Raw genomic sequence first — 19,482 nt, 5'->3', positions numbered from 1 at the left:
GCGGTCTTAGGCCGCGAAAGCCTCGTCGAGGAATGCCTGGAGCTGGGCGAGATGCTTGGACATCAGGCCGGTCGCCGTCGCGGCGGAAGCGGGGCGGCCCACATAGCGCGGACGATCCACTTTGGAACCTGCCGTCTTGAGCACCCATTCGAGATAGGGCTCCACGAAGGTCCAGGAGCCCATGTTCTTGGGCTCTTCCTGACACCACACCACGTCGGCCTTCTTGAAGCGGGAGAGCTCCGCCGCGAGCGACTTCGCCGGGAACGGATAGAGCTGCTCCACGCGAAGCAGATAGACATCGTCGATGCCCCGCTTCTCGCGCTCCTCGAGCAGGTCGTAGTAGACCTTGCCCGAGCAGATCACGACGCGCCGGATCTTGTCGTCCTTCGCCAGCTTGACGCCCTCGCGGCCTGCCTGAGCGTCGTCCTGGAGGACGCGGTGGAAGCACGTTCCTTCCGAGATGGCGGCGAGCGTGGAGGTGCAGCGCTTGTGGCGCAGCAGGCTCTTCGGCGTCATCAGGATCAGCGGCTTGCGGAAGTCGCGCTTCAGCTGGCGGCGCAGGATGTGGAAGTAGTTGGCGGGCGTGGAGCAGTAAGCCACCTGCATGTTGTCCTCGGCGCACATCTGGAGAAAGCGCTCCAGGCGGGCGGAGGAATGCTCGGGACCCTGGCCCTCATAGCCGTGCGGCAGAAGGCAGACGAGGCCCGACATGCGCAGCCACTTGCGCTCGCCCGAGGAGACGAACTGATCGAACACCACCTGGGCGCCGTTGGCGAAGTCGCCGAACTGCGCCTCCCACAGGGTCAGGGCGTTGGGTTCGGAGAGGGTATAGCCGTATTCGAAGCCCAGCACCGCCTCTTCCGAGAGCATCGAGTTGATGACCTCGTAGCGGGCCTGCTTCTCGTCGATGTGGTTGAGGTTGGTGTAGCGTTCCTCGTTCTCCTGGTCGGTAAGAACGGAGTGGCGCTGCGAGAAGGTGCCACGCTCGCAATCCTGGCCTGAGAGGCGCACCCGGTGCCCTTCCACGAGCAGCGAGCCGATGGCGAGCGCCTCGGCCATGGCCCAGTCCAAGCCTTCGCCGGTTTCCAGCATCTTCTTGCGGTTGTCGAGGAAACGCTGGATCGTGCGATGGACGTGGAAGCCCTCCGGCACCGTGGTCAGCGCCTTGCCGATTTTCTGCAGCGTCTCGGCCGACACCCCGGTCTTGCCGCGGCGCGGATCGTCCTGATCCTCGCGCACCGCCTTCAGGCCCGACCAGCGTCCGTCGAGCCAGTCGGCCTTGTTGGGCTTGTAGTTGGAGGCGATGTCGAACTCGGCGTCGAGCTTCGAGCGCCAGCTGGATTTCATCTCCTCGAGGTCGGCCTCCGTGATGACGCCCTCGGCGATGAGCTTCTTGGTGTAGATCTCGGTGATCGAGGGATGCGACCGTATCTTGCGGTACATCAGCGGCTGGGTGAAGGACGGCTCGTCGCCCTCGTTGTGGCCGAAGCGACGGTAGCAGAACATGTCGATCACGACAGGCTTCTGGAAGCGCTGGCGGTACTCGGTCGCGACCTTCGCCGCGAACACCACGGCCTCCGGATCGTCTCCGTTGACGTGGAAGATCGGCGCCTCGACCATTTTCGCCACATCGGACGGATAGGGCGAAGAGCGCGAGAAGCGCGGATCGGTGGTGAAGCCGATCTGATTGTTGATGATGAAGGAGATCCAGCCGCCGGTGCGATGACCGCGCAGGCCCGAAAGCCCGAAGCATTCAGCAACCACGCCCTGACCGGCGAAGGCTGCGTCGCCGTGGATCAGGAGCGGCATGACCGCGCCCCGGTTGTCCGGCGTGCAGCCGTGCTGATCCTGCTTGGCGCGGACTTTGCCGAGCACCACGGGATTGACGATTTCCAGATGCGAGGGGTTCGCCGTGAGCGACAGGTGGACGTTGTTGCCGTCGAAGGTGCGGTCCGACGATGCGCCGAGATGGTACTTCACGTCGCCGGAGCCCTCCACGTCGTCGGGCGCGAAGGAACCGCCCTTGAATTCGTGGAACAGCGCGCGGTGCGGCTTGCCCATCACCTGCGTTAGGACGTTGAGGCGGCCGCGATGGGCCATGCCGAGCACGATCTCCTTCACGCCGAGATTGCCACCGCGCTTGATGATCTGCTCGAGCGCCGGAATGAGCGACTCGCCGCCGTCCAGGCCGAAGCGCTTGGTGCCGGTATACTTGAGATCGAGGAACTTCTCGAAGCCCTCGGCCTCGACGAGCTTGTTGAGGATGGCGCGCTTGCCCTCCTTCGTGAAGGTGATCTCCTTGTCGGGGCCCTCGATGCGTTCCTGAATCCAGGCCTTCTCGACCGGATCGGAGATATGCATGAACTCGACGCCCATGGTCTGGCAGTAGGTGCGATCAAGGATCGCGACGATCTCGCGGATCGTGCCGAACTCGAGACCGAGCACGTTGTCGAGGAAGATTTTGCGGTCCCAATCGGCCTCGGTGAAGCCGTAGTGGGACGGGTGCAGTTCCTGATCGTTCGGACGCGGATTGATGCCCAGCGGATCCAGCTTGGCATGGAGATGGCCGCGCACACGATAGGCGCGGATCAGCATGATGGCGCGCACGGAATCGCGGGTCGCCTGCTGCACGTCGGCCTGGCTGATCTCGACGCCCTTGTCCTTCGCCTTCGCCTTGAGCTTGTCGCCGACGGCTTTCTCGACCTGGGCCCAGTTGCTGTCGAGCGCGGAAATCAGCTCGCCGTTGGCGTGAATTGGCCAGTTCGGCCTCTCCCAGGAAGGACCCTTGGCCGCCTTCTCGACAGCCTGCTTGTCGTCCTTCAGCGCGCCGAAGAACGCCTGCCACTCGGCATCCACCGAGGACGGATCCTTCTCGTACCGGGCGTGAAGCTCCTCGATATAGGACGCGTTCGCCCCATAGAGAAAAGCCGTGTTCAGGAAGTTTTCGTTGGCGTCTTGGCGTGCCATGGCAATCTACAATCCGAAAGGTGATTGGCCGCCCCGACATCGGGGCGGCCGTTTGCTTGTTATTGGCCTTTGAGAACCTCGACCAGGGTCTTGCCGAGGCGCGCCGGGGATGGCGACACGCGGATGCCCGCGGCCTCCATGGCGGCGATCTTGTCTTCCGCGCCGCCCTTGCCGCCGGAGATGATCGCGCCGGCATGGCCCATGCGGCGTCCCGGAGGAGCCGTGCGGCCCGCGATGAAGCCGACCATCGGCTTCTTGCGGCCCTTCTTGGCCTCCCGGGCGATGAACTCGGCCGCCTCTTCCTCGGCGGAGCCGCCGATCTCGCCGATCATGATGATCGACTCCGTCTTCGGGTCGGAGAGGAACATGTCGAGCATGTCGATGAACTCGGTGCCCTTCACCGGGTCGCCGCCGATACCGACGGCTGTGGTCTGGCCGAGGCCCTCGCTCGTGGTCTGGAACACCGCCTCGTAGGTGAGCGTGCCGGAGCGGGACACGATGCCGACGGAACCGGGCTTGAAGATGTTGGCCGGCATGATGCCGATCTTCGATTCACCCGCGGTGACGATGCCGGGGCAGTTCGGGCCGATGAGGCGCGACTTGGAGCCGGAGAGCGCGCGCTTCACGCGCACCATGTCCTGCACCGGGATACCTTCCGTGATGCAGACGATGAGCGGGATCTCGGCGGCGATCGCCTCGCAGATGGCGTCGGCCGCGCCCGGCGGCGGAACATAGACGACCGAAGCATCGGCGCCGGTCGCCTCGCGGGCTTCCATGACCGTGTCGAACACGGGCAGGTTCAGGTGCGTGGAACCGCCCTTGCCCGGCGAGGTGCCGCCGACCATCTTGGTGCCGTAGGCGATGGCCTGCTCGGAATGGAAGGTCCCGTTCTTGCCGGTGAAGCCCTGGCAGATGACCTTGGTGTTCTTGTCAATCAGAATGGACATCAGCTCGAAACCTTACTTTCCGCCGCGCACGGCGTTCACGATCTTCTGGGCGGCGTCGTCGAGGTCATCGGCCGGGATCACGTTGAGGCCGGATTCGCGGATGATCTTCTTGCCCTCTTCCACGTTCGTGCCCTCGAGGCGCACCACCAGCGGAACCTGCAGACCGACCGCCTTGACGGCGGCGAGAACGCCGCGGGCGATGACGTCGCACTTCATGATGCCGCCGAAGATGTTGACGAGGATGCCCTTCACGTTCGGGTCGGCGGTGATGATCTTGAAGGCCGCCGTCACCTTTTCTTCCGAGGCGCCGCCGCCCACATCGAGGAAGTTCGCCGGCTCCTCGCCGTAGAGCTTGATGATGTCGAGCGTCGCCATGGCGAGACCCGCGCCGTTGACCATGCAGCCGATGGTGCCGTCGAGGGCGATATAGGCGAGGTCGTACTTGGAGGCCTCGATCTCCTTCTCGTCCTCCTCCGTGATGTCGCGCAGCTCGACGACGTCAGGGTGACGGTAGAGCGCGTTGCCGTCGAAGGAGATCTTCGCGTCGAGGCACTTGAGGTGCCCCTCCTTCGTGACGATCAGCGGATTGATCTCGAGCATTTCCATGTCCTTCGCGGTGAAGGCCTTGTAGAGCTTCGTGACCAGATCCTCGGCCTCCTTGGCGAGCGGCCCCTTGAGACCCAGAGCCTTGGCAACCGTGCGGCCGTGATGGGGCATGACGCCGGTGGCCGGATCGACGGAGAAGGTGATGATCTTCTCGGGGGTGTCGTGTGCGACCTGCTCGATATCCATGCCGCCTTCGGTGGAGACGACGAAGGCGACCTGGCCCGTGGCCCGGTCGACGAGCATGGAGAGATAGAGCTCTCGCTCGATGTCGGAGCCGTCCTCGATGTAGAGACGGTTGACCTGCTTGCCGGCTTCGCCGGTCTGCACGGTCACGAGGGTCTTGCCGAGCATCTGCTCCGCGAAGAGCTTCACCTCGTCGACGGATTTGGCGAGGCGCACGCCGCCCTTCTCGCCGGCTTCGGGCTCCTTGAACTTGCCCTTGCCGCGGCCGCCAGCATGAATTTGGGACTTCACGACCCAGAGGGGACCGCCGAGCTTGTTGGCGGCGGCTTCCGCCTCGTCGGCGGAGAAGATGGCGACGCCATTGGAGACGGGCAGGCCGAACTCCTTCAGAATGGCTTTGCCCTGGTATTCATGGATGTTCATCTGTTTTCCTCTCCGTCATGCCCAGGAGGCGTGGCGGTTAAAGACATGACGGCCGGCCCGAAGCCGGCCATGACGTACGGCGATTAGGCGAGGGACGGATTGATCTGCTTGCAGGCGTCCACAAGGCCCTGCACGGAGGCCACCGACTTCTCGAACATGGCCTTCTCTTCCGCCGAGAACTCGACCTCGACGACGCGCTCCACGCCGTTCTCGCCGATCACGATCGGCACTCCGACGAACATGTCCTTCACGCCGTACTGGCCAGCGAGATACGCGGCGCAGGGCAGAACCCGCTTCTTGTCCTTCAGGTAGCTCTCGGCCATCGCGATGGCGGAAGCGGCCGGGGCGTAGAAGGCGGAGCCGGTCTTGAGCAGGTTGACGATCTCGCCGCCGCCTTTACGGGTGCGCTCGACCATCGCGTCGAGCTTCTCCTGCGTCGTCCAGCCCATCTTCACGAGGTCGGGCAGCGGAATTCCGGCCACGGTGGAGTAGCGCACCAGCGGTACCATGTCGTCGCCGTGGCCGCCGAGCACGAAGGCGGTCACGTCCTCGACCGACACGTTGAACTCCTCGGCCAGGAAGTGGCGGAAGCGGGCCGAGTCGAGAACGCCGGCCATGCCGACGATCTTCTCAGGCCTGACGCCGGAGAACTTCTGGAGGGCCCACACCATGGCGTCGAGCGGGTTGGTGATGCAGATGACGAAGGCGTTCGGAGCGTATTGCTTGATGCCGTTGCCGACCGCTTCCATGACCTTCAGATTGATGCCGATCAGATCGTCGCGGCTCATGCCCGGCTTGCGCGGCACACCGGCGGTCACGATGATCACGTCGGCGCCTTCAATGGCAGCGTAGTCGTTGGCGCCCTTGTACTTGGCATCGAACCCGTCGACCGGAGCGGATTCCGCGATGTCGAGACCTTTGCCCTGGGGAATTCCTTCGGCGATATCGAAGAGAACGACGTCCCCGAGTTCCTTTAAGCCGACGAGATGGGCGAGAGTTCCGCCGATCTGGCCTGCACCAATGAGCGCGATCTTTTTCCGGGCCATGGTCTGTCCTTGGATGTTGGTTAGGCTGGGGCCTTATGAAAGGTGGCGCTGTTTGACACCAGAAATGGGGATGCTTCAAGCCAGCAAAAGGTTAACCGCCAGAGGACTGAGGCGCTTGCGGTCTCCGCCGCAGCTCAGCCGCCGCGGATTGACCTTTGATTTCAGGCGGTTAGAGTTCTTCGCCTGGGGTAAATTTTCCTGTTACATTTTTGGGAAAATGTAACTTCGTCTAGACGACGCCAAGCTCCAGAGACCGGAGAACCACCCGGATCATGGCCGCCAGACGCTGGTCCAGAATGTCCTGAGGGACCTCCGCATCCAGGCGAACGGTCAGGGGATTGATGAAGCGATAGACCGCGTCGCTGATGAAGGCGAGCGCTCTTTCCCGGTCCCGGGGGTCGAACTTGCCCGTCACGATGCCCTCGTCCAGGACACGCTCGATGAGAACCCTCATCCGGGAGCGGTGCTTGCGGACGAGAGCCCTGGAGGTCTCGGTGGCGGAGCAATAGACGTCGAAGAGGTGCCGGTTCTCCTTCAGCAGCTCCCTGTGCGTGCGGGCCCAGGCCTGGATCAGGCGCTCGAGCTTGTCGTCGGCCGGATCGGGGGAATCGGCAATATCGGCGACGATGGCCTCCATTCGGCGCAGCCACTGCCCCGCCACCGCGTCGATGAGCGCCGCCTTGGACGCGAAGTAACGGTAGACGTTGGCATGGGTCATCCCGGCGGCATCGGCGATGCCGACCACCGTCACATGCCTGGGTCCGAAATGCTTGAGCTGGTCGGCGGCGATGGCGAGCAGCCGGCTGTCCGCCGGAGCGTCGGCCTCCATCATCCGCTGGACGGAGGCGCGGGGCCGCCTCATGTCTCGACCAGCCCTTCCGAACTGCCGGATTCCTCCCGCCCGTGCGGAAGGGCGAGATACTCCTCGGAACGCATCTCGATGAGCCGCGACACGGTGCGGTCGAACTCGAACGCCTCGCGGCCCGTGTCGGCATGGTAAAGCTCATGGGCCTCGGCCTCGGCGGAGGCAAGCAGCTTGACCTTGGCATCATAGAGCGCATCGACGAGCATGATGAAGCGCTTGGCCTCGTTGCGGCGCTCGAGCGACATTCTGGGAATGTTTTCGAGAATGACCGTCTCGTACTCGTCGGCAATGGCGAGGTAGTCGGCGGCTCCGAGCGGCTTGGAGCAGAGATCTTCGAAGGAGAACCGGGCGACGCCGGAGGCGGCCTGCGGCACCTCGACCGGATGCCCCTTCACGGTGAGCGTCGCCGGCCTGCCCTGCTCGCGCCCGGTCAGGCTCCTGAAGGCGCGGGTGAGCGCCGCATGGGATCGCTCGTCGGCGGGGGTGTAGAAGACCGGGCTGCCCGCAAGCTTCTCCAATCTGAAATCCGTGCGGGATTCGAGCTTCACGATGGTCATCCGCTCCTGCAGGAGCGCGATGAAGGGCAGGAAGAGAGCCCGGTTGAGGCCGCCTTCGTAAAGGTGCTGCGGCTCGACATTGGATGTGGCGACCACCACGACCCCGCGGGCGAAGAGCGCCGTGAACAGGCGCCCCAGGATCATCGCATCGGCGATGTCGGTGACGGTGAATTCGTCGAAGCAGAGAACCCAGGCCTCGGCGGCCAGCGCCTCGGCGACGGGAGCGATGGGGTCGTCGCCCTTCACAGCGCCGGTCTTCAGCTTCTGCCGGAAATCGTGGATGCGCTCGTGCACATCCGCCATGAAGGCGTGGAAATGGACCCGGCGCTTGCGCCTGACCGGCAGCGCGTCGAAGAACAGGTCCATGAGCATGGTCTTGCCGCGCCCCACGGAGCCCCAGACGTAGAGCCCCTTGGGCGGAGCCGGGTTCTTCTTGCCGAAGAGCCACCCCAGGGCGCTGGGCTTGCGGGCGAGGCGGTAATTCCCGAGGCTTTCGGCGAGCGTCTCGAGCTGCCGCAGGAGCCTCACCTGCGCGGGATCGCGCTCGATCGCGCCCGAGGACACGAGCGCATCGTAGCGGGCTGTAATGGATTGCGGCGGGTGGAAGTCGGTATCGGTCACGTGCTCACCGATACCGCTCGCCTGACGTAAGAGCAACGTGATTATCGCGCCAGCGACAGCGGTGCGCCGGACTTGGCGAGCACGCCGGAGAGCGAGGAGGAGGAGCCGCGCAGGCGCGCCGCGACGGAGCCGCCGGTCTGATAGAGATAAACCTCACCGTCGCGGTAGTCCCAGGCGTTCACCTTCGACAGGTCCTGATTGGAGCAGCCCGAGGCGGAAGCCCGGTAGAGATCGAGCGCCGGCGAACTCGACAGCTGGACGCGGCAGGTTTTGCCGGAAGCCTCCCTGACGGTCCAGTTCCCGACCATGGCCGTGCGGCTGGCGGGGGCGGCAGGCGCCGGCGCGGCGGCCGGAGGCAGCCCGGCGACGTCCGTTCCGGGAGCGGGCGCCAGTTCCGAATTCAGGGGAGCGGGCGCACCGGCCAGCGGCGGCAGGGGCTGGCCTTCGATGGGCGCGAGCGGCGCGGACTCGACGGGCCCAGACGGCACGGCCTCGATCGGAGCCGGCGACGCAGGTGCCGCGGAAGCGCCGCGCATGGACGGTCCGCCGAAGCGAGTCGAGGAACACGCGCCGAGCGCCAGCGCCGAGCAGAGCGTCACGGTCAGGATCCAGATGGGGCTCTTCATTATGGTCCTCTTGTTGCTTGGTCGCCTCACGGACGAGGCATCGGCGGTACGGTCCGGGGGATCCGGCTATCCGCCGAAGGAATCCAGTGGCCCGAAACTATGGGAACCATACTGACAAAAAAAGGCGCACGAGGCGCCTTTTCGAAGAAGTGTTGCAAAGAAGCGTCACACGGCTCGCGCCACCATCATCTTCTTTACCTCGGCGATGGCTTTGGCCGGGTTCAGGCCTTTCGGGCAGGTGTTCGCGCAGTTCATGATCGTGTGGCAACGATAGAGCCGGAACGGATCGTGCAGGTTGTCGAGGCGCTCGCCCGTGGCCTCGTCGCGGCTATCGATGAGCCAGCGATAGGCCTGGAGCAGAGCCGCCGGCCCCAGGAAGCGGTCGCCGTTCCACCAGTAGCTCGGGCAGGAGGTGGTGCAGCAGGCGCAGAGAATGCACTCGTAGAGGCCGTCCAGTTTGGAGCGCTCCTCCGGCGTCTGGCGCCACTCGGTCTCGGGCTCCGCCGTCTCCGTTTGCAGCCAGGGCTGGATGGAGGCGTGCTGGGCGAAGAAGCTGGTGAGATCGGGCACCAGATCCTTGAGCACGGGCATGTGCGGCAGCGGATAGATCTTGATCGAATCCGACTCGCAATCCTCGATGCCCAGCGTGCAGGCGAGCGTGTTCTTGCCCATGATGTTCATGGCGCAGGACCCGCAGATGCCCTCGCGGCAGGAGCGGCGGAAGGTCAGGGTCGAATCGACGTTGTTCTTGATCCAGATGAGGGCGTCGAGAACCATCGGGCCGCAATCGTCGCGGTCGATATAGTAGGTGTCGATGCGCGGATTGGCGCCGTCGTCCGGGTTCCAGCGATAGATGCGGAATTCCTGGACGTTGGTAGCGCCCGCCGGCTTCGGCCAGGCCTTGCCTTCGGTGTATTTCGAGTTCTTGGGAAGCGTGAATTGGGCCATTAGGACTTACCTTGCCTCTACTTCGTCACGCCCGGCCTCGTGCCGGACATCCGCGCCTTTGCTCCGCTGGGGCGTGGGAAGGACGTGGATGGCCGGGTCTGGCCCGGCCATGACGGGTGTTGCTAGTACACGCGAGCCTTCGGCTCGATGTACTGGATGTCGTTCGACATGGTGTAGGTGTGCACCGGGCGGTAATCGAGGGTCACCTTGTGCGAGGTGTCGTCGAGCCATGCCAGGGTGTGCTTCATCCAGTTCTTGTCGTCGCGCTCGGGGAAGTCCTCACGGGCATGCGCGCCGCGGGATTCCTCGCGGTTGGCCGCCCCTTCCATGGTGACGACCGCCTGTCCGATCAGGTTGTCGAACTCCAGCGTCTCGAGCAGGTCGGTGTTCCAGATGAGCGAGCGGTCCGTGACCTTGACGTCGGAGGCCGCGTTCCACACGTCGTGGATGAGCTTCCTGCCTTCCTCAAGAACCTCGCCGGTGCGGAACACCGCGCAGTTGTTCTGCATGGTCTTCTGCATCTGGAGACGCAGCTGCGCGGTCGGCGTCGAGCCGTTGGCATAGCGGAGCTTGTCGAGGCGCGAGAGCGCGAGCTCGTCGGCCCCCTTGGGCAGGTCCGCGTGACGGGCATTCGGCTCCAGGATCTCGGCGCAGCGCAGCCCCGCCGCGCGGCCGAACACCACGAGGTCGATGAGCGAGTTCGAGCCCAGGCGGTTCGCGCCGTGCACGGACACGCAGGCCGCTTCGCCGAGCGCCATGAGGCCCGGCACCACCGTGTCCGGGTTGCCGTTCTTGAGCGTCAGGACTTCGCCGTGATAGTTCGTGGGGATGCCGCCCATGTTGTAGTGCACGGTCGGCAGAACCGGGATCGGCTCCTTCGTCACATCCACGCCCGCGAAGATCTTCGCGCTCTCCGAGATGCCGGGCAGGCGCTCGTGCAGGATCTTCGGGTCGAGGTGGTCGAGGTGCAGGTAGATGTGGTCCTTGTTCTTGCCCACGCCGCGGCCGGCGCGGATCTCCATGGTCATGGAGCGGGAGACCACGTCGCGGGAAGCGAGGTCCTTGGCGGAGGGCGCATAGCGCTCCATGAAGCGCTCGCCTTCCGAGTTCGTGAGATAGCCGCCCTCGCCGCGCGCGCCCTCGGTGATGAGGCAGCCCGCGCCGTAGATGCCGGTGGGATGGAACTGCACGAACTCCATGTCCTGCAGCGGGAGCCCTGCGCGCAGCACCATGGCGTTGCCGTCGCCCGTGCAGGTATGGGCGGAGGTGGCCGAGAAATAGGCGCGTCCGTAGCCGCCGGTGGCGAGGATCGTCATATGGGCGCGGAAGCGGTGGATCTCGCCGGTCGACTGGTTGAGCGCCACGACGCCGATGCAGCGGCCTTCCGCATCCATCATCAGATCGAGGGCGAAATACTCGATGAAGAAGTTGGTCTGGTTCCTCACCGCCTGGCCGTAGAGCGTATGCAGGATCGCATGGCCCGTGCGATCGGCGGCGGCGCAGGTGCGCTGGGCGGTGCCCTTGCCGTATTCGGTGGTCATGCCGCCGAAGGGCCGCTGGTAGATCTTGCCTTCCGCCGTGCGGGAGAAGGGAACGCCCCAGTGCTCCAGCTCATAGACGGCGGCGGGCGCGTTGCGCACCAGATATTCGATGGCGTCCTGGTCGCCGAGCCAGTCGGATCCCTTCACCGTGTCGTACATGTGCCAGCGCCAGTCGTCCGGGCCCATGTTGCCGAGCGAGGCGGAGATGCCGCCCTGCGCCGCGACCGTGTGCGAGCGGGTGGGGAACACCTTGGTGATGCAGGCCGTGCGCAGGCCCGCCTGCGAGCAGCCGACGGTGGCGCGAAGACCCGCACCGCCCGCGCCCACGACCACAACGTCGAAGGTGTGATCGATGATGTCATAGGCCTTGCCGTTGATGGCCGGGCCGTTCGTTGCTTGAGCCATGGGAGAATTCCTTAAACCAGGATGCGGCCGAGGCTGACCTTGAGGATGGCGTAGAGGCACGCCACCGCGACGATCACCGCATAGAAGTTGTTCGCGATGAGGGCCGCGATCTTGTAGCCCTTGTCGTGGACGTAGTCCTCGATGACGATCTGCATGCCCAGCCGCATGTGGTTCGTCACCGAGATCACGGCGAGGATGAGGATGATCGCGATGAGCGGATGCGAGATGATCGCGATGGCGTCCTGATAGGAGGAGCCCGCGAGCGCCGCGACGATGATCACGAAGGCGATGATGAGCGGGACGTTGGACACCGCGGTGACCCGATGAATCCACCAATGCTCGACGCCGTGCCCGGCAGCGCCGAGGCCCTTCACGCGGGCGAGCGGGGTGCGCATGGAAACGCGGGTGTCAGCCCTGTTGTCGGCCATGGTCCGGTCTCCTTAGAAAGCGAGGAAGGCTACGACCCAGATCGCGAGGGTGAGCGCGATCGAGCCGATGAGGGTGAAACGGGCCATGTTGATGCGCTGGGCGGCTTCCATGCCATAGCCGAAATCCCAGACCAGGTGGCGCACGCCGCCAAGCATGTGGTGCATGAGGATCCAGGTGTAGCCGAACAGGATCAGGTACCCGAGGGGCGATCCGAAGAACCCTTGTGCGGTGTCGAACGCAGACGGGCCCGACGCCAGCGCCACCAGCCAAATCGCGAAGAGCACGATGCCCCCGTAAAGCGCGAGCCCTGTGATGCGGTGGGCGACGGACATCGCCATCGTCCAGCTCCACCGGTAAATCTGAAGATGTGGGGACAAGGGCCGCGGGGCCACTTTCGCCTCAGCCATAGCTTTCACTCCTGATCGGCGACGGCGTCGCCCGTAGTTTGGAATGGTTCGTATCGGAAGCGCGGGAACACCGCAATGCGCCTTCCGCCCAAGATGGTCACAAGAGGCACACTTCGTCGGCCGCGAAGAATGCCCCGGGCTCGCTTAACGTGCAATTTTTAATTATTCTTATCTCCCTTCGCGAATGACGAAGGAACCTCATGCAATTCGATCTGACCGACCTGAGCCTCTTCCGCCATGTGGTCGAGGCTGGCAGCATCACCCATGGGGCCGAGCGGGCCCATCTGGCCCTCGCGGCCGCCAGCACCCGCATCCGCAACATGGAAAAGTCCCTAGGGGCCCCTCTCCTTGTGCGCACCCGCGCCGGCGTCACCCCGACCCCTGCCGGACGGACCCTCCTCCAGCACGCCCGCACGCTCCTGGCCCAGGCCGAGAAGCTGAAGGAGGATCTCGGCACCTATACGGGAGGCCTGGCAGGCCAGATCCGGATCCTCTCCAACACCAATGCGCTGACCGAGTTCCTGCCGGAGGCTCTGGGCGCGTTCCTGGCCCAGCACCCGCAGGTCTCCATCGACCTGGAGGAGCGGCTGAGCGACGAGATCGTGGGGCTGATCGCTGAAGGCGTGGGCGATATCGGCATCGTGGCGGGCACCGTGGAGACGGGCCAGCTCGAGACCTATCCGTTCCGCAGCGATCGTTTCGTGCTCGTGGTTCCGGAGGGTCACCCCCTCACCTCCCGTCGCAGCATCGCCTTCGCCGAGGTGCTGGACCACGACTTCGTGGGCCTCGACCGGGCGAGCGCCCTTCAGCGCTTCCTGTCGAGCAAGGCGAGCCGTATCGGCAAGCCCTTGAAGCTTCGGGTGCAGCTCCGCAGCTTCGACGCCGTCTGCCGCATGGTGGAGGCCGGCGTCGGCCTCGGCATCGTGCCCGAAACCACGGCCCAGCCCGCCACGCGCACCATGGCGATCAGCAGCGTCACCCTGGACGATTCCTGGGCTGCCCGCGACCTGACACTCTGCATCCGCTCCCTCAAGGACCTGCCGCCCTCCGCCCGGATGCTGGCGGAGCATTTGCGGCGAAGGACCTGAGCCCGATCACGCCTTTGGGATTTCGTTATTCGCCTTCTGCCCTCAAAACGCCGCGGGAAGGACGAGAATCCTTTCGTTCACGGCAGCGGAAGCCTGCCAATGACACGAGGAGGAACGAATGAGAAGGGTGAGGAGCGTGTGGCCCGCCATGTGGCCCGCCATGGGCCTTCTGGCCGTAGTCCCTTTCGCCGCCCACGCACAGGGCACCGGCGCTTCCGTAGACACCACCTTCTTTGTCACCAGCGTCGGATCCGGCAAGGGTGCCGATCTCGGCGGGCTCGAAGGAGCGGACCGGCACTGCCAGTCCCTCGCGGAGGCTGCCGGCATCCGCGGAAAGACGTGGCGCGCCTATCTCTCCACCCAGGCCGCGGGCGGTTCAGCGGCCGTCAATGCCCGCGACAGGATCGGCCGCGGCCCCTGGCGGAACGCCAAGGGGGTCGTGATCGCCAGGGACGTGGCGGATCTGCACGGACCCGGCAACAACCTCAACAAGCAGACCTCCCTGACCGAGAAGGGCGCGATGGTGAAGGGCCGGGGCGACTCGCCGAACGAGCACGATATCCTGACAGGATCCCAGGCGGATGGGACGGCCTTCGCGGGGCCCGAGGATCGAACCTGCGGCAACTGGACGAAGAGCGGCACGGACGGCGCCGCGATGGTCGGGCACCACGACCGCATGGGCCTCAACGAGGAGCCGCCGGCGAAATCCTGGAACGCCTCGCACCCCACACGGGGCGGGTGCAGCCAGGATGCCCTGAAGAGCACCGGCGGGGCAGGCTTGTTCTACTGCTTTGCGGCGAACTGACGGGTGCATCGCGCGCAGAAGCGGGCCGCCGATGGTCTAAGCCGCGAAATCCACCTGCGGCATCGGGATGCCGCGGCGCAGACACGCGGCCTCCAGCGTGTTGCGCAGCAGGCAGGCGATGGTCATGGGGCCCACGCCGCCCGGTACCGGGGTGATGGCAGAGGCGATCTGAGCCGCCTCCGCGTAGGCCACGTCGCCGACCACCCTGGTCTTGTCCTGGCCGGCGGCGGGGTTCGGCACGCGGTTGATGCCGACGTCGATCACGATGGCGCCAGGCTTCACCCAATCGCCGCGCACCATCTCGGGCCGCCCGACGGCGGCCACCAGGATATCGGCCTCGCGGCAGACCCGGGGCAGGTCGCGGGTCCTCGAATGAGCCACCGTCACCGTGCAGCTCTGGGCGATCAGCAGCTGCGCCATGGGCTTGCCGACGATGTTGGAGCGGCCCACCACCACGGCGTTCAGACCGGCGAGATCGCGGCGAACCGATTGAATGAGAAGCAGGCAGCCGAGCGGGGTGCAGGAGACGAGGCCCGGCACGCCGGTCATGAGCTTGCCGGCGTTGATCGGATGGAAGCCGTCCACGTCCTTCGCCGGATCGATCGCCTCGATCACCTTCTGCGCGTCGATCTGCTTCGGCAGCGGCAGCTGGACGAGAATGCCGTCCACCGCCGGATCGGCGTTGAGCCGGGCTACCAGGGCGAGGAGCTCCGCCTCGGTGGCGGAGGCGGGCAGGACGTGCTCGAAGGAGCCCATTCCCACTTCCACGGTCTGGCGGGCCTTGTTCTTCACGTAGAGCTGGCTTGCCGGATCCTCGCCCACGATCACCACGGCCAGCCCCGGGGTCACGCCCTGACCCGAGAGGTCCGCGACCGCATTCGCGATGCGGCCCCGCAGGCCCTGCGCATAGGCCTTTCCGTCGATGATCGTAGCGGTCATGGATTCTGTCCTGTCAAAGCGGCGATGTCTCTGGCGAGGGCCTCCCCCTCGCCGGCGATCAGAATGTCTTCAGCCGGGCGGTCGGCCTGCTCGAGGCTGACGGCGGAAGCGGGCAGCCTCAACGCCTTGGCGAGCAGGCGCCTCACGGCCCCGTTGGCGATCCCGTCCTCGGCGCGACCCTTACGCGGATTTCGAGACCGTCGGGACGGATCCACCAGGGCAGGCTCAGGATTTCCTCCCTCAGAAGACGAAGGGCAGGACGTAGTAGCGGATGGCGCGGTCCACCAGCATGATCAGCAGGATCAGGATGACCGGCGAGATGTCGACCCCGCCGAGATTGGGCATGATGTTGCGGATCGGCCGCAGAGCGGGCTCGGTGACCGCATCCAGGAACTTCCAGACCGAGCGGACGAATTCACTGCGGGTGTTGACCACGTTGAAGGCGACCAGCCAGCTCAGGATCGCCGAGGCGATGATCAGGTAGGTGTAGAGCTGCAGGGCAACCAGGATGACTTCGAACAGAGCGCGCATGGGAAACCTGTCGGGATCGGGCGCTGTTCATGTAACCTTCCAAGCGGGGCTGAACAACCCGCAAGCCCCTCAAAAGAGGACCTTCTCCCCCGAAAGGCGATTCCGATGCGCTCCGTCGCCGATTGACAGACCCAAGCGAGGAGGCCTAATACTCGGCCCGCATGGTCTTACACCGGCCGGGGCTGTAGCTCAGATGGGAGAGCGCTGCAATCGCACTGCAGAGGTCAGGGGTTCGAATCCCCTCAGCTCCACCAAGCCCCAGCTAAGTTGCTAAAAAACAATAAGATCCTTGCTTTATAAGGCTTTTTCCGCCGAATTTGGTACACCGTCCTGGTACACCAACAGCGAGAAGCCATGCCCAAGCGCGATCCCCGGCTCCAGTGTCGAAATGGCCGGTGGCACATCCGAGTGAAGGTGCCGGAAGCCCTAAGGACGGCAGGCATCATCAAAAAGCGTGAATTTCGCAAGTCGCTTGGAACTGCAAATTTGGCCGAAGCACGTCGGCTCCTCCACATGGAGAGCATTCGGATTGATGCTGAGATTGCCGCAGGGTGGCGCAAATTAGAATCCACCCCAGTAGCAACTTTATCTCGTTCCGATCTCGACTACTTAGCGTTACAGTGGTTCCATGAAAGCGAGAACAAGCGAGTTATCACTTCTCCAACTGGCGAAAGCGAGCTTTCCAGAGAAGAGAGTGAACATGACCACCTTTATTGGGAAGCGGTTTTGGCCGATCCTAATCATCCCGACTGCTCCGTCACCGTCCATGGGACCGTGCAGCAGATATTTCTGAAACAAGGCATCTCCATCGATCCGGCAGCTCGTGAGTTTGCGCACCTGTTTGAGTTGATCCGGCGAGGAATGCTTGAGCAGGAGCGCCGCCGATTGCGGGCGTTCCGCCAGGATTTCTCCAGAGGGGTGGGAGATGAGCTATTTGAGCATGTGCACGGGGACCGACCGCTGCAACGGGTTGCACGAGTAACCCTGTCCGAACTTATCAATAAGCAGACGACAGAGCCCTCGCGGCTAGCGCTATCGCCAAAATCAAAAATCAAAGCCGCGGGACAAGCTCGCCTCTTCAAGGAAGTCATTGGGGCCGAGAAACTAATATCCGACATCACACGGGATGATGCAGCAGCTCTGGTTGACGTCCTTACAAAACTTCCCGCAAACGCCTCAAAGCGATTTCCCGGACTTCCAGCCCGTGACGTGGTAGACATTGCAGTTACTAAACGACTTGCGCCTATGTCGCGCATCTCTGCAAAGAGCTATTTATCAGCATTCTCCTCGCTTATGGAGTTTGCAATCAGCCGCGGCTTCAGGACAGACAACCCAGCCCAGCGTCTCTCGGTCGGCAGTGACCGCATATCTGCGAAGGATAGGCGTCACCCGTTCAATACTGAGCAGCTGAATAAGATCTTCAGTGCACCTCTGTACACAGGGTGCAAAGATGATCAGCAGGGTTACGCGAAGCGAGGTCCAAATATCATTCGCCGCGGACGCTTCTGGGTTCCTCTGATCTCACTTTTCTCCGGAATGCGAATGCAAGAAATTTGCCAGCTGGAGGTCTCAGACATTGCAATCTTGGATGGAGTAGATGTGATCATCGTTCAGGATGACGATGCAGGGGTAAAGCGGATCAAGTCGGCGGCCGGACGGCGCTACGTTCCAATTCACCCTGAGCTAAAGCAAATCGGATTTCTTGAGTACCATCGATTGATGCGGGAAGGTGGCGAGCGGCGATTGTTTCCGGAGCTGACAGCATCCGAGGCCTCTGGCTATCTCAGCGACAACTTTAGCAAATGGTTTGCGAATTTTCTGAGATCGGCAGGGGCCAAAAGGCCGAGAACATCCTTCCATAGCTTCCGACACTCATATCGAGATGCCCTTCGCGAGGCGAACATTTCGCCAGAACGAGTGCGCGCCCTAGGCGGCTGGTCTAGCGGCAGAACAGAGGATGACTACGGTTCCGGTCTCCGCGCGAGCACACTCGCGAATGAGATTGAGAAAGTACAATATCCTGGCCTAAACCTCGGACACTTACATGTTCCGTTCCCGTCGGCTAGATAGTGGATATTTAACTCGATGCAGAACTCAACAACTTCGCTCAAACGTATACTATTGGCCTCCCAGTGAACCAAAACACAGTACTTCGTCCCACGACCAGGCGCCGGGCTCGTCCTGGTATTCACCTCCTACGAGACGAGACACAGGTGATCTCGGACTATGGTCGACATGATAAGATCGAATTGGTTCTTCATGGAGCCGTGACTTATGACGACCTCGACGATCTGAACACCGTTATAAATAGCTCCCACAACAAGTTGCGAGAGAGGCCCAAAGTCTTCACCGCGCCACGCCGCAGTGGGCGATCTCTATGGCAGGAGATTGCGAGGAACACCTGGCTATTCGCGGGGAAACTGCGTTACCATGGTCAAATTGACCAGGGTGCGCGCTCCGTTCGATTAGAGCTAAGTATAAACCCCACTCGATTTGCCGCATATGCTCAGCGTTTTGATCCAAGCAGCGTAGCAGATCTAAGAGAAATCGAACTTTCTGATCTGCTCCACCGCGACCCGCAACGCCGAGCGTCGCTCGAAGCAGCATCGCTCGCGCAATGGGATAATTGGATCCCGTCCACTCCTTGGATCAGTTCCGTAACTAAGGAGTGGCAGCAGCTTCTCGCTCTATACATTGAAGCCGTCTCCCGATTTGTCACCGAAGATTTCAACACACGTGCGGCGATTACATGCCCGAACAATCCTCCTAAGCTCCGGCTCCAAGACCTGAACACGCACGTTCCGTCCCTGCAGCATGCTGAGGTCCATTGGGAGTTGAGCGCTAGTGACGCCCGCCTCTCTTATGCCGCTCTAGAACGCGCCTTGAGAGCGACTGCACATAATTTTTCTGTGCAGGAACAAATCAATCTTAGCGAAGGACGAGATGATGCTGCGCGGTGGATCTCGATTAAGATGCGTAAGGGAGTGAGATTTACTGTTTATGCGAAGCTCGACGGCCGAATTCGGCTAGAGGTGACCTACAAAGGCCCACCATCAATTGGGGATATAGTTCAATCGGATCTTCGATTTCGCAGCAATACCCCGCTTGTTGAACGCCTTGAGCGCCTACGGATCGATGGGGCAAGATGTATCAATCGTCTGCTTGGCGAACTACCGAGCATAGCCATGGTGAAAGCGGCAGATGATATGGTCGAACTCTCCCGGGCACTCGAGGTGATCGCTAGAACAGCTCAGGGGAATGTAACTTTAATCCGTGAAACGCTATCGCAACTGACTTTTGATGGGAGCATAACCGCTCGGCGTAATACTAGCCTCTGCCGCCTTGCTGAGGATCTTACAAAGCTGGGTGTCATGCAACGGGTTGCACCAATTGAGCGAAACCTATCCCGACGATTTGTTCTGATATCTTCTCTTGCGACAACGTTCGCGCGGTTTCGAGACAGATGCACTAACCATCCGGAAGGTGTTGTAAGCGTTAGCGAAGGATAGTGCCTGAGGTGAATTGGGTGAACTCCCGGACCTCAACAG

The 19,482-nt window shown here is 63.1% G+C and carries 18 protein-coding genes and 1 tRNA gene; 5 read left to right on the top strand and 14 right to left on the bottom strand.

The features are described 5' to 3' along the window. Positions 1 to 6 precede the first annotated feature (6 nt). The 11 genes from GR328_RS07000 to sdhC form a co-directional block, all read right to left on the bottom strand. Complete coding sequence (locus GR328_RS07000; RefSeq protein WP_160883808.1) at positions 7 to 2,967, bottom strand: 2-oxoglutarate dehydrogenase E1 component; 2,961 nt, start codon at positions 2,965 to 2,967, stop codon at positions 7 to 9. Between the two features lie 59 nt (positions 2,968 to 3,026). Continuing rightward, positions 3,027 to 3,914 (bottom strand): succinate--CoA ligase subunit alpha, encoded by an 888-nt coding sequence (gene sucD, locus GR328_RS06995; RefSeq protein ID WP_160883807.1) that lies wholly within the window; start codon positions 3,912 to 3,914, stop codon positions 3,027 to 3,029. 12 nt (positions 3,915 to 3,926) lie between these two features. Then, positions 3,927 to 5,126, bottom strand: a complete 1,200-nt coding sequence (gene sucC / locus GR328_RS06990; protein ID WP_160883806.1) for an ADP-forming succinate--CoA ligase subunit beta — start codon at positions 5,124 to 5,126, stop codon at positions 3,927 to 3,929. A gap of 83 nt (positions 5,127 to 5,209) precedes the next feature. Then, a complete protein-coding gene (gene mdh, locus GR328_RS06985) occupies positions 5,210 to 6,172 on the bottom strand; it encodes a malate dehydrogenase (protein WP_160883805.1) in 963 nt (320 codons plus the stop codon). Positions 6,173 to 6,401: 229 nt separating this feature from the next. Continuing rightward, positions 6,402 to 7,034, bottom strand: coding sequence for a TetR/AcrR family transcriptional regulator (locus tag GR328_RS06980; protein ID WP_246215739.1), 633 nt, complete (start codon positions 7,032 to 7,034; stop codon positions 6,402 to 6,404). Continuing rightward, positions 7,031 to 8,215, bottom strand: a complete 1,185-nt coding sequence (gene zapE / locus GR328_RS06975) for a cell division protein ZapE (protein ID WP_343039318.1) — start codon at positions 8,213 to 8,215, stop codon at positions 7,031 to 7,033. The genes GR328_RS06980 and zapE overlap by 4 nt, the downstream gene beginning before the upstream one ends. A gap of 41 nt (positions 8,216 to 8,256) precedes the next feature. Then, positions 8,257 to 8,841 carry an AprI/Inh family metalloprotease inhibitor gene (locus tag GR328_RS06970; protein WP_160883804.1) on the bottom strand — a complete coding sequence of 195 codons (585 nt, stop codon included), beginning with the start codon at positions 8,839 to 8,841 and terminating at the stop codon, positions 8,257 to 8,259. A gap of 165 nt (positions 8,842 to 9,006) precedes the next feature. Further along, entirely contained in the window at positions 9,007 to 9,789 is a 783-nt protein-coding gene (locus GR328_RS06965) for a succinate dehydrogenase iron-sulfur subunit (RefSeq protein WP_160883803.1), read from the bottom strand. A gap of 122 nt (positions 9,790 to 9,911) precedes the next feature. Continuing rightward, positions 9,912 to 11,735: a succinate dehydrogenase flavoprotein subunit gene (gene sdhA / locus GR328_RS06960; protein WP_160883802.1), complete on the bottom strand. Its 1,824-nt coding sequence runs from the start codon at positions 11,733 to 11,735 to the stop codon at positions 9,912 to 9,914. 11 nt (positions 11,736 to 11,746) lie between these two features. Continuing rightward, positions 11,747 to 12,163, bottom strand: coding sequence for a succinate dehydrogenase, hydrophobic membrane anchor protein (sdhD, locus tag GR328_RS06955; protein ID WP_160883801.1), 417 nt, complete (start codon positions 12,161 to 12,163; stop codon positions 11,747 to 11,749). A gap of 12 nt (positions 12,164 to 12,175) precedes the next feature. Next, entirely contained in the window at positions 12,176 to 12,571 is a 396-nt protein-coding gene (sdhC, locus tag GR328_RS06950) for a succinate dehydrogenase, cytochrome b556 subunit (RefSeq protein WP_160883800.1), read from the bottom strand. 200 nt (positions 12,572 to 12,771) lie between these two features. On the opposite strand from sdhC, the gene GR328_RS06945 reads away from it, so the two are divergent. After that, complete coding sequence (locus tag GR328_RS06945; RefSeq protein WP_160883799.1) at positions 12,772 to 13,659, top strand: LysR substrate-binding domain-containing protein; 888 nt, start codon at positions 12,772 to 12,774, stop codon at positions 13,657 to 13,659. Positions 13,660 to 13,819: 160 nt separating this feature from the next. Next, positions 13,820 to 14,464 carry a hypothetical protein gene (locus GR328_RS06940; RefSeq protein ID WP_246215757.1) on the top strand — a complete coding sequence of 215 codons (645 nt, stop codon included), beginning with the start codon at positions 13,820 to 13,822 and terminating at the stop codon, positions 14,462 to 14,464. Positions 14,465 to 14,500: 36 nt separating this feature from the next. Here the strand turns inward: GR328_RS06940 and folD are convergent, their stop codons facing one another. Genes folD through GR328_RS06925 form a run of 3 tightly spaced genes read right to left on the bottom strand, consistent with a single transcriptional unit; the run spans position 14,501 to position 15,934 of the window. Next, positions 14,501 to 15,403 carry a bifunctional methylenetetrahydrofolate dehydrogenase/methenyltetrahydrofolate cyclohydrolase FolD gene (folD, locus tag GR328_RS06935; RefSeq protein WP_160883798.1) on the bottom strand — a complete coding sequence of 301 codons (903 nt, stop codon included), beginning with the start codon at positions 15,401 to 15,403 and terminating at the stop codon, positions 14,501 to 14,503. Next, positions 15,400 to 15,618, bottom strand: coding sequence for a DUF167 domain-containing protein (locus GR328_RS06930; RefSeq protein WP_160883797.1), 219 nt, complete (start codon positions 15,616 to 15,618; stop codon positions 15,400 to 15,402). Before GR328_RS06930 ends, folD begins: the two co-directional genes overlap by 4 nt. A 25-nt stretch (positions 15,619 to 15,643) precedes the next feature. Next, positions 15,644 to 15,934 carry a YggT family protein gene (locus GR328_RS06925; protein ID WP_134500402.1) on the bottom strand — a complete coding sequence of 97 codons (291 nt, stop codon included), beginning with the start codon at positions 15,932 to 15,934 and terminating at the stop codon, positions 15,644 to 15,646. A gap of 178 nt (positions 15,935 to 16,112) precedes the next feature. On the opposite strand from GR328_RS06925, the gene GR328_RS06920 reads away from it, so the two are divergent. The 3 genes from GR328_RS06920 to GR328_RS06910 all read left to right on the top strand — a co-directional run bounded on the left by GR328_RS06920 (position 16,113) and on the right by GR328_RS06910 (position 19,443). Further along, a tRNA-Ala gene (locus GR328_RS06920) sits at positions 16,113 to 16,188 on the top strand. Positions 16,189 to 16,288: 100 nt separating this feature from the next. After that, on the top strand, positions 16,289 to 18,004 hold the full coding sequence (locus GR328_RS28205; protein ID WP_343039316.1) for a DUF6538 domain-containing protein: 1,716 nt from the start codon (positions 16,289 to 16,291) through the stop codon (positions 18,002 to 18,004). A gap of 143 nt (positions 18,005 to 18,147) precedes the next feature. Beyond that, the gene (locus tag GR328_RS06910) at positions 18,148 to 19,443 is read left to right on the top strand and encodes a hypothetical protein (RefSeq protein ID WP_160883795.1); all 1,296 of its coding nucleotides are present in this window, start codon (positions 18,148 to 18,150) and stop codon (positions 19,441 to 19,443) included. The last annotated feature ends 39 nt before the right edge of the window (positions 19,444 to 19,482 follow it).

It is taken from the genome of Microvirga makkahensis (assembly GCF_009830105.1).
Taxonomy (GTDB): Bacteria; Pseudomonadota; Alphaproteobacteria; order Rhizobiales; family Beijerinckiaceae; genus Microvirga; species Microvirga makkahensis.
This window is presented reverse-complemented; position numbering and strand designations above follow the sequence as displayed.

Coding starts and splice junctions, on each gene's coding strand:
- folD (WP_160883798.1), bottom strand. CDS start 15,403: ATGACCGCTACGATCATCGACGGAAAGGCCTATGCGCAGGGCCTGCGG.
- GR328_RS28205 (WP_343039316.1), top strand. CDS start 16,289: ATGCCCAAGCGCGATCCCCGGCTCCAGTGTCGAAATGGCCGGTGGCAC.
- GR328_RS06925 (WP_134500402.1), bottom strand. CDS start 15,934: ATGCGCGCTCTGTTCGAAGTCATCCTGGTTGCCCTGCAGCTCTACACC.
- GR328_RS07000 (WP_160883808.1), bottom strand. CDS start 2,967: ATGGCACGCCAAGACGCCAACGAAAACTTCCTGAACACGGCTTTTCTC.
- GR328_RS06940 (WP_246215757.1), top strand. CDS start 13,820: ATGGGCCTTCTGGCCGTAGTCCCTTTCGCCGCCCACGCACAGGGCACC.
- sdhD (WP_160883801.1), bottom strand. CDS start 12,163: ATGGCCGACAACAGGGCTGACACCCGCGTTTCCATGCGCACCCCGCTC.
- GR328_RS06970 (WP_160883804.1), bottom strand. CDS start 8,841: ATGAAGAGCCCCATCTGGATCCTGACCGTGACGCTCTGCTCGGCGCTG.
- sdhA (WP_160883802.1), bottom strand. CDS start 11,735: ATGGCTCAAGCAACGAACGGCCCGGCCATCAACGGCAAGGCCTATGAC.
- GR328_RS06980 (WP_246215739.1), bottom strand. CDS start 7,034: ATGAGGCGGCCCCGCGCCTCCGTCCAGCGGATGATGGAGGCCGACGCT.
- mdh (WP_160883805.1), bottom strand. CDS start 6,172: ATGGCCCGGAAAAAGATCGCGCTCATTGGTGCAGGCCAGATCGGCGGA.
- GR328_RS06965 (WP_160883803.1), bottom strand. CDS start 9,789: ATGGCCCAATTCACGCTTCCCAAGAACTCGAAATACACCGAAGGCAAG.
- sucD (WP_160883807.1), bottom strand. CDS start 3,914: ATGTCCATTCTGATTGACAAGAACACCAAGGTCATCTGCCAGGGCTTC.
- GR328_RS06945 (WP_160883799.1), top strand. CDS start 12,772: ATGCAATTCGATCTGACCGACCTGAGCCTCTTCCGCCATGTGGTCGAG.
- sucC (WP_160883806.1), bottom strand. CDS start 5,126: ATGAACATCCATGAATACCAGGGCAAAGCCATTCTGAAGGAGTTCGGC.
- sdhC (WP_160883800.1), bottom strand. CDS start 12,571: ATGGCTGAGGCGAAAGTGGCCCCGCGGCCCTTGTCCCCACATCTTCAG.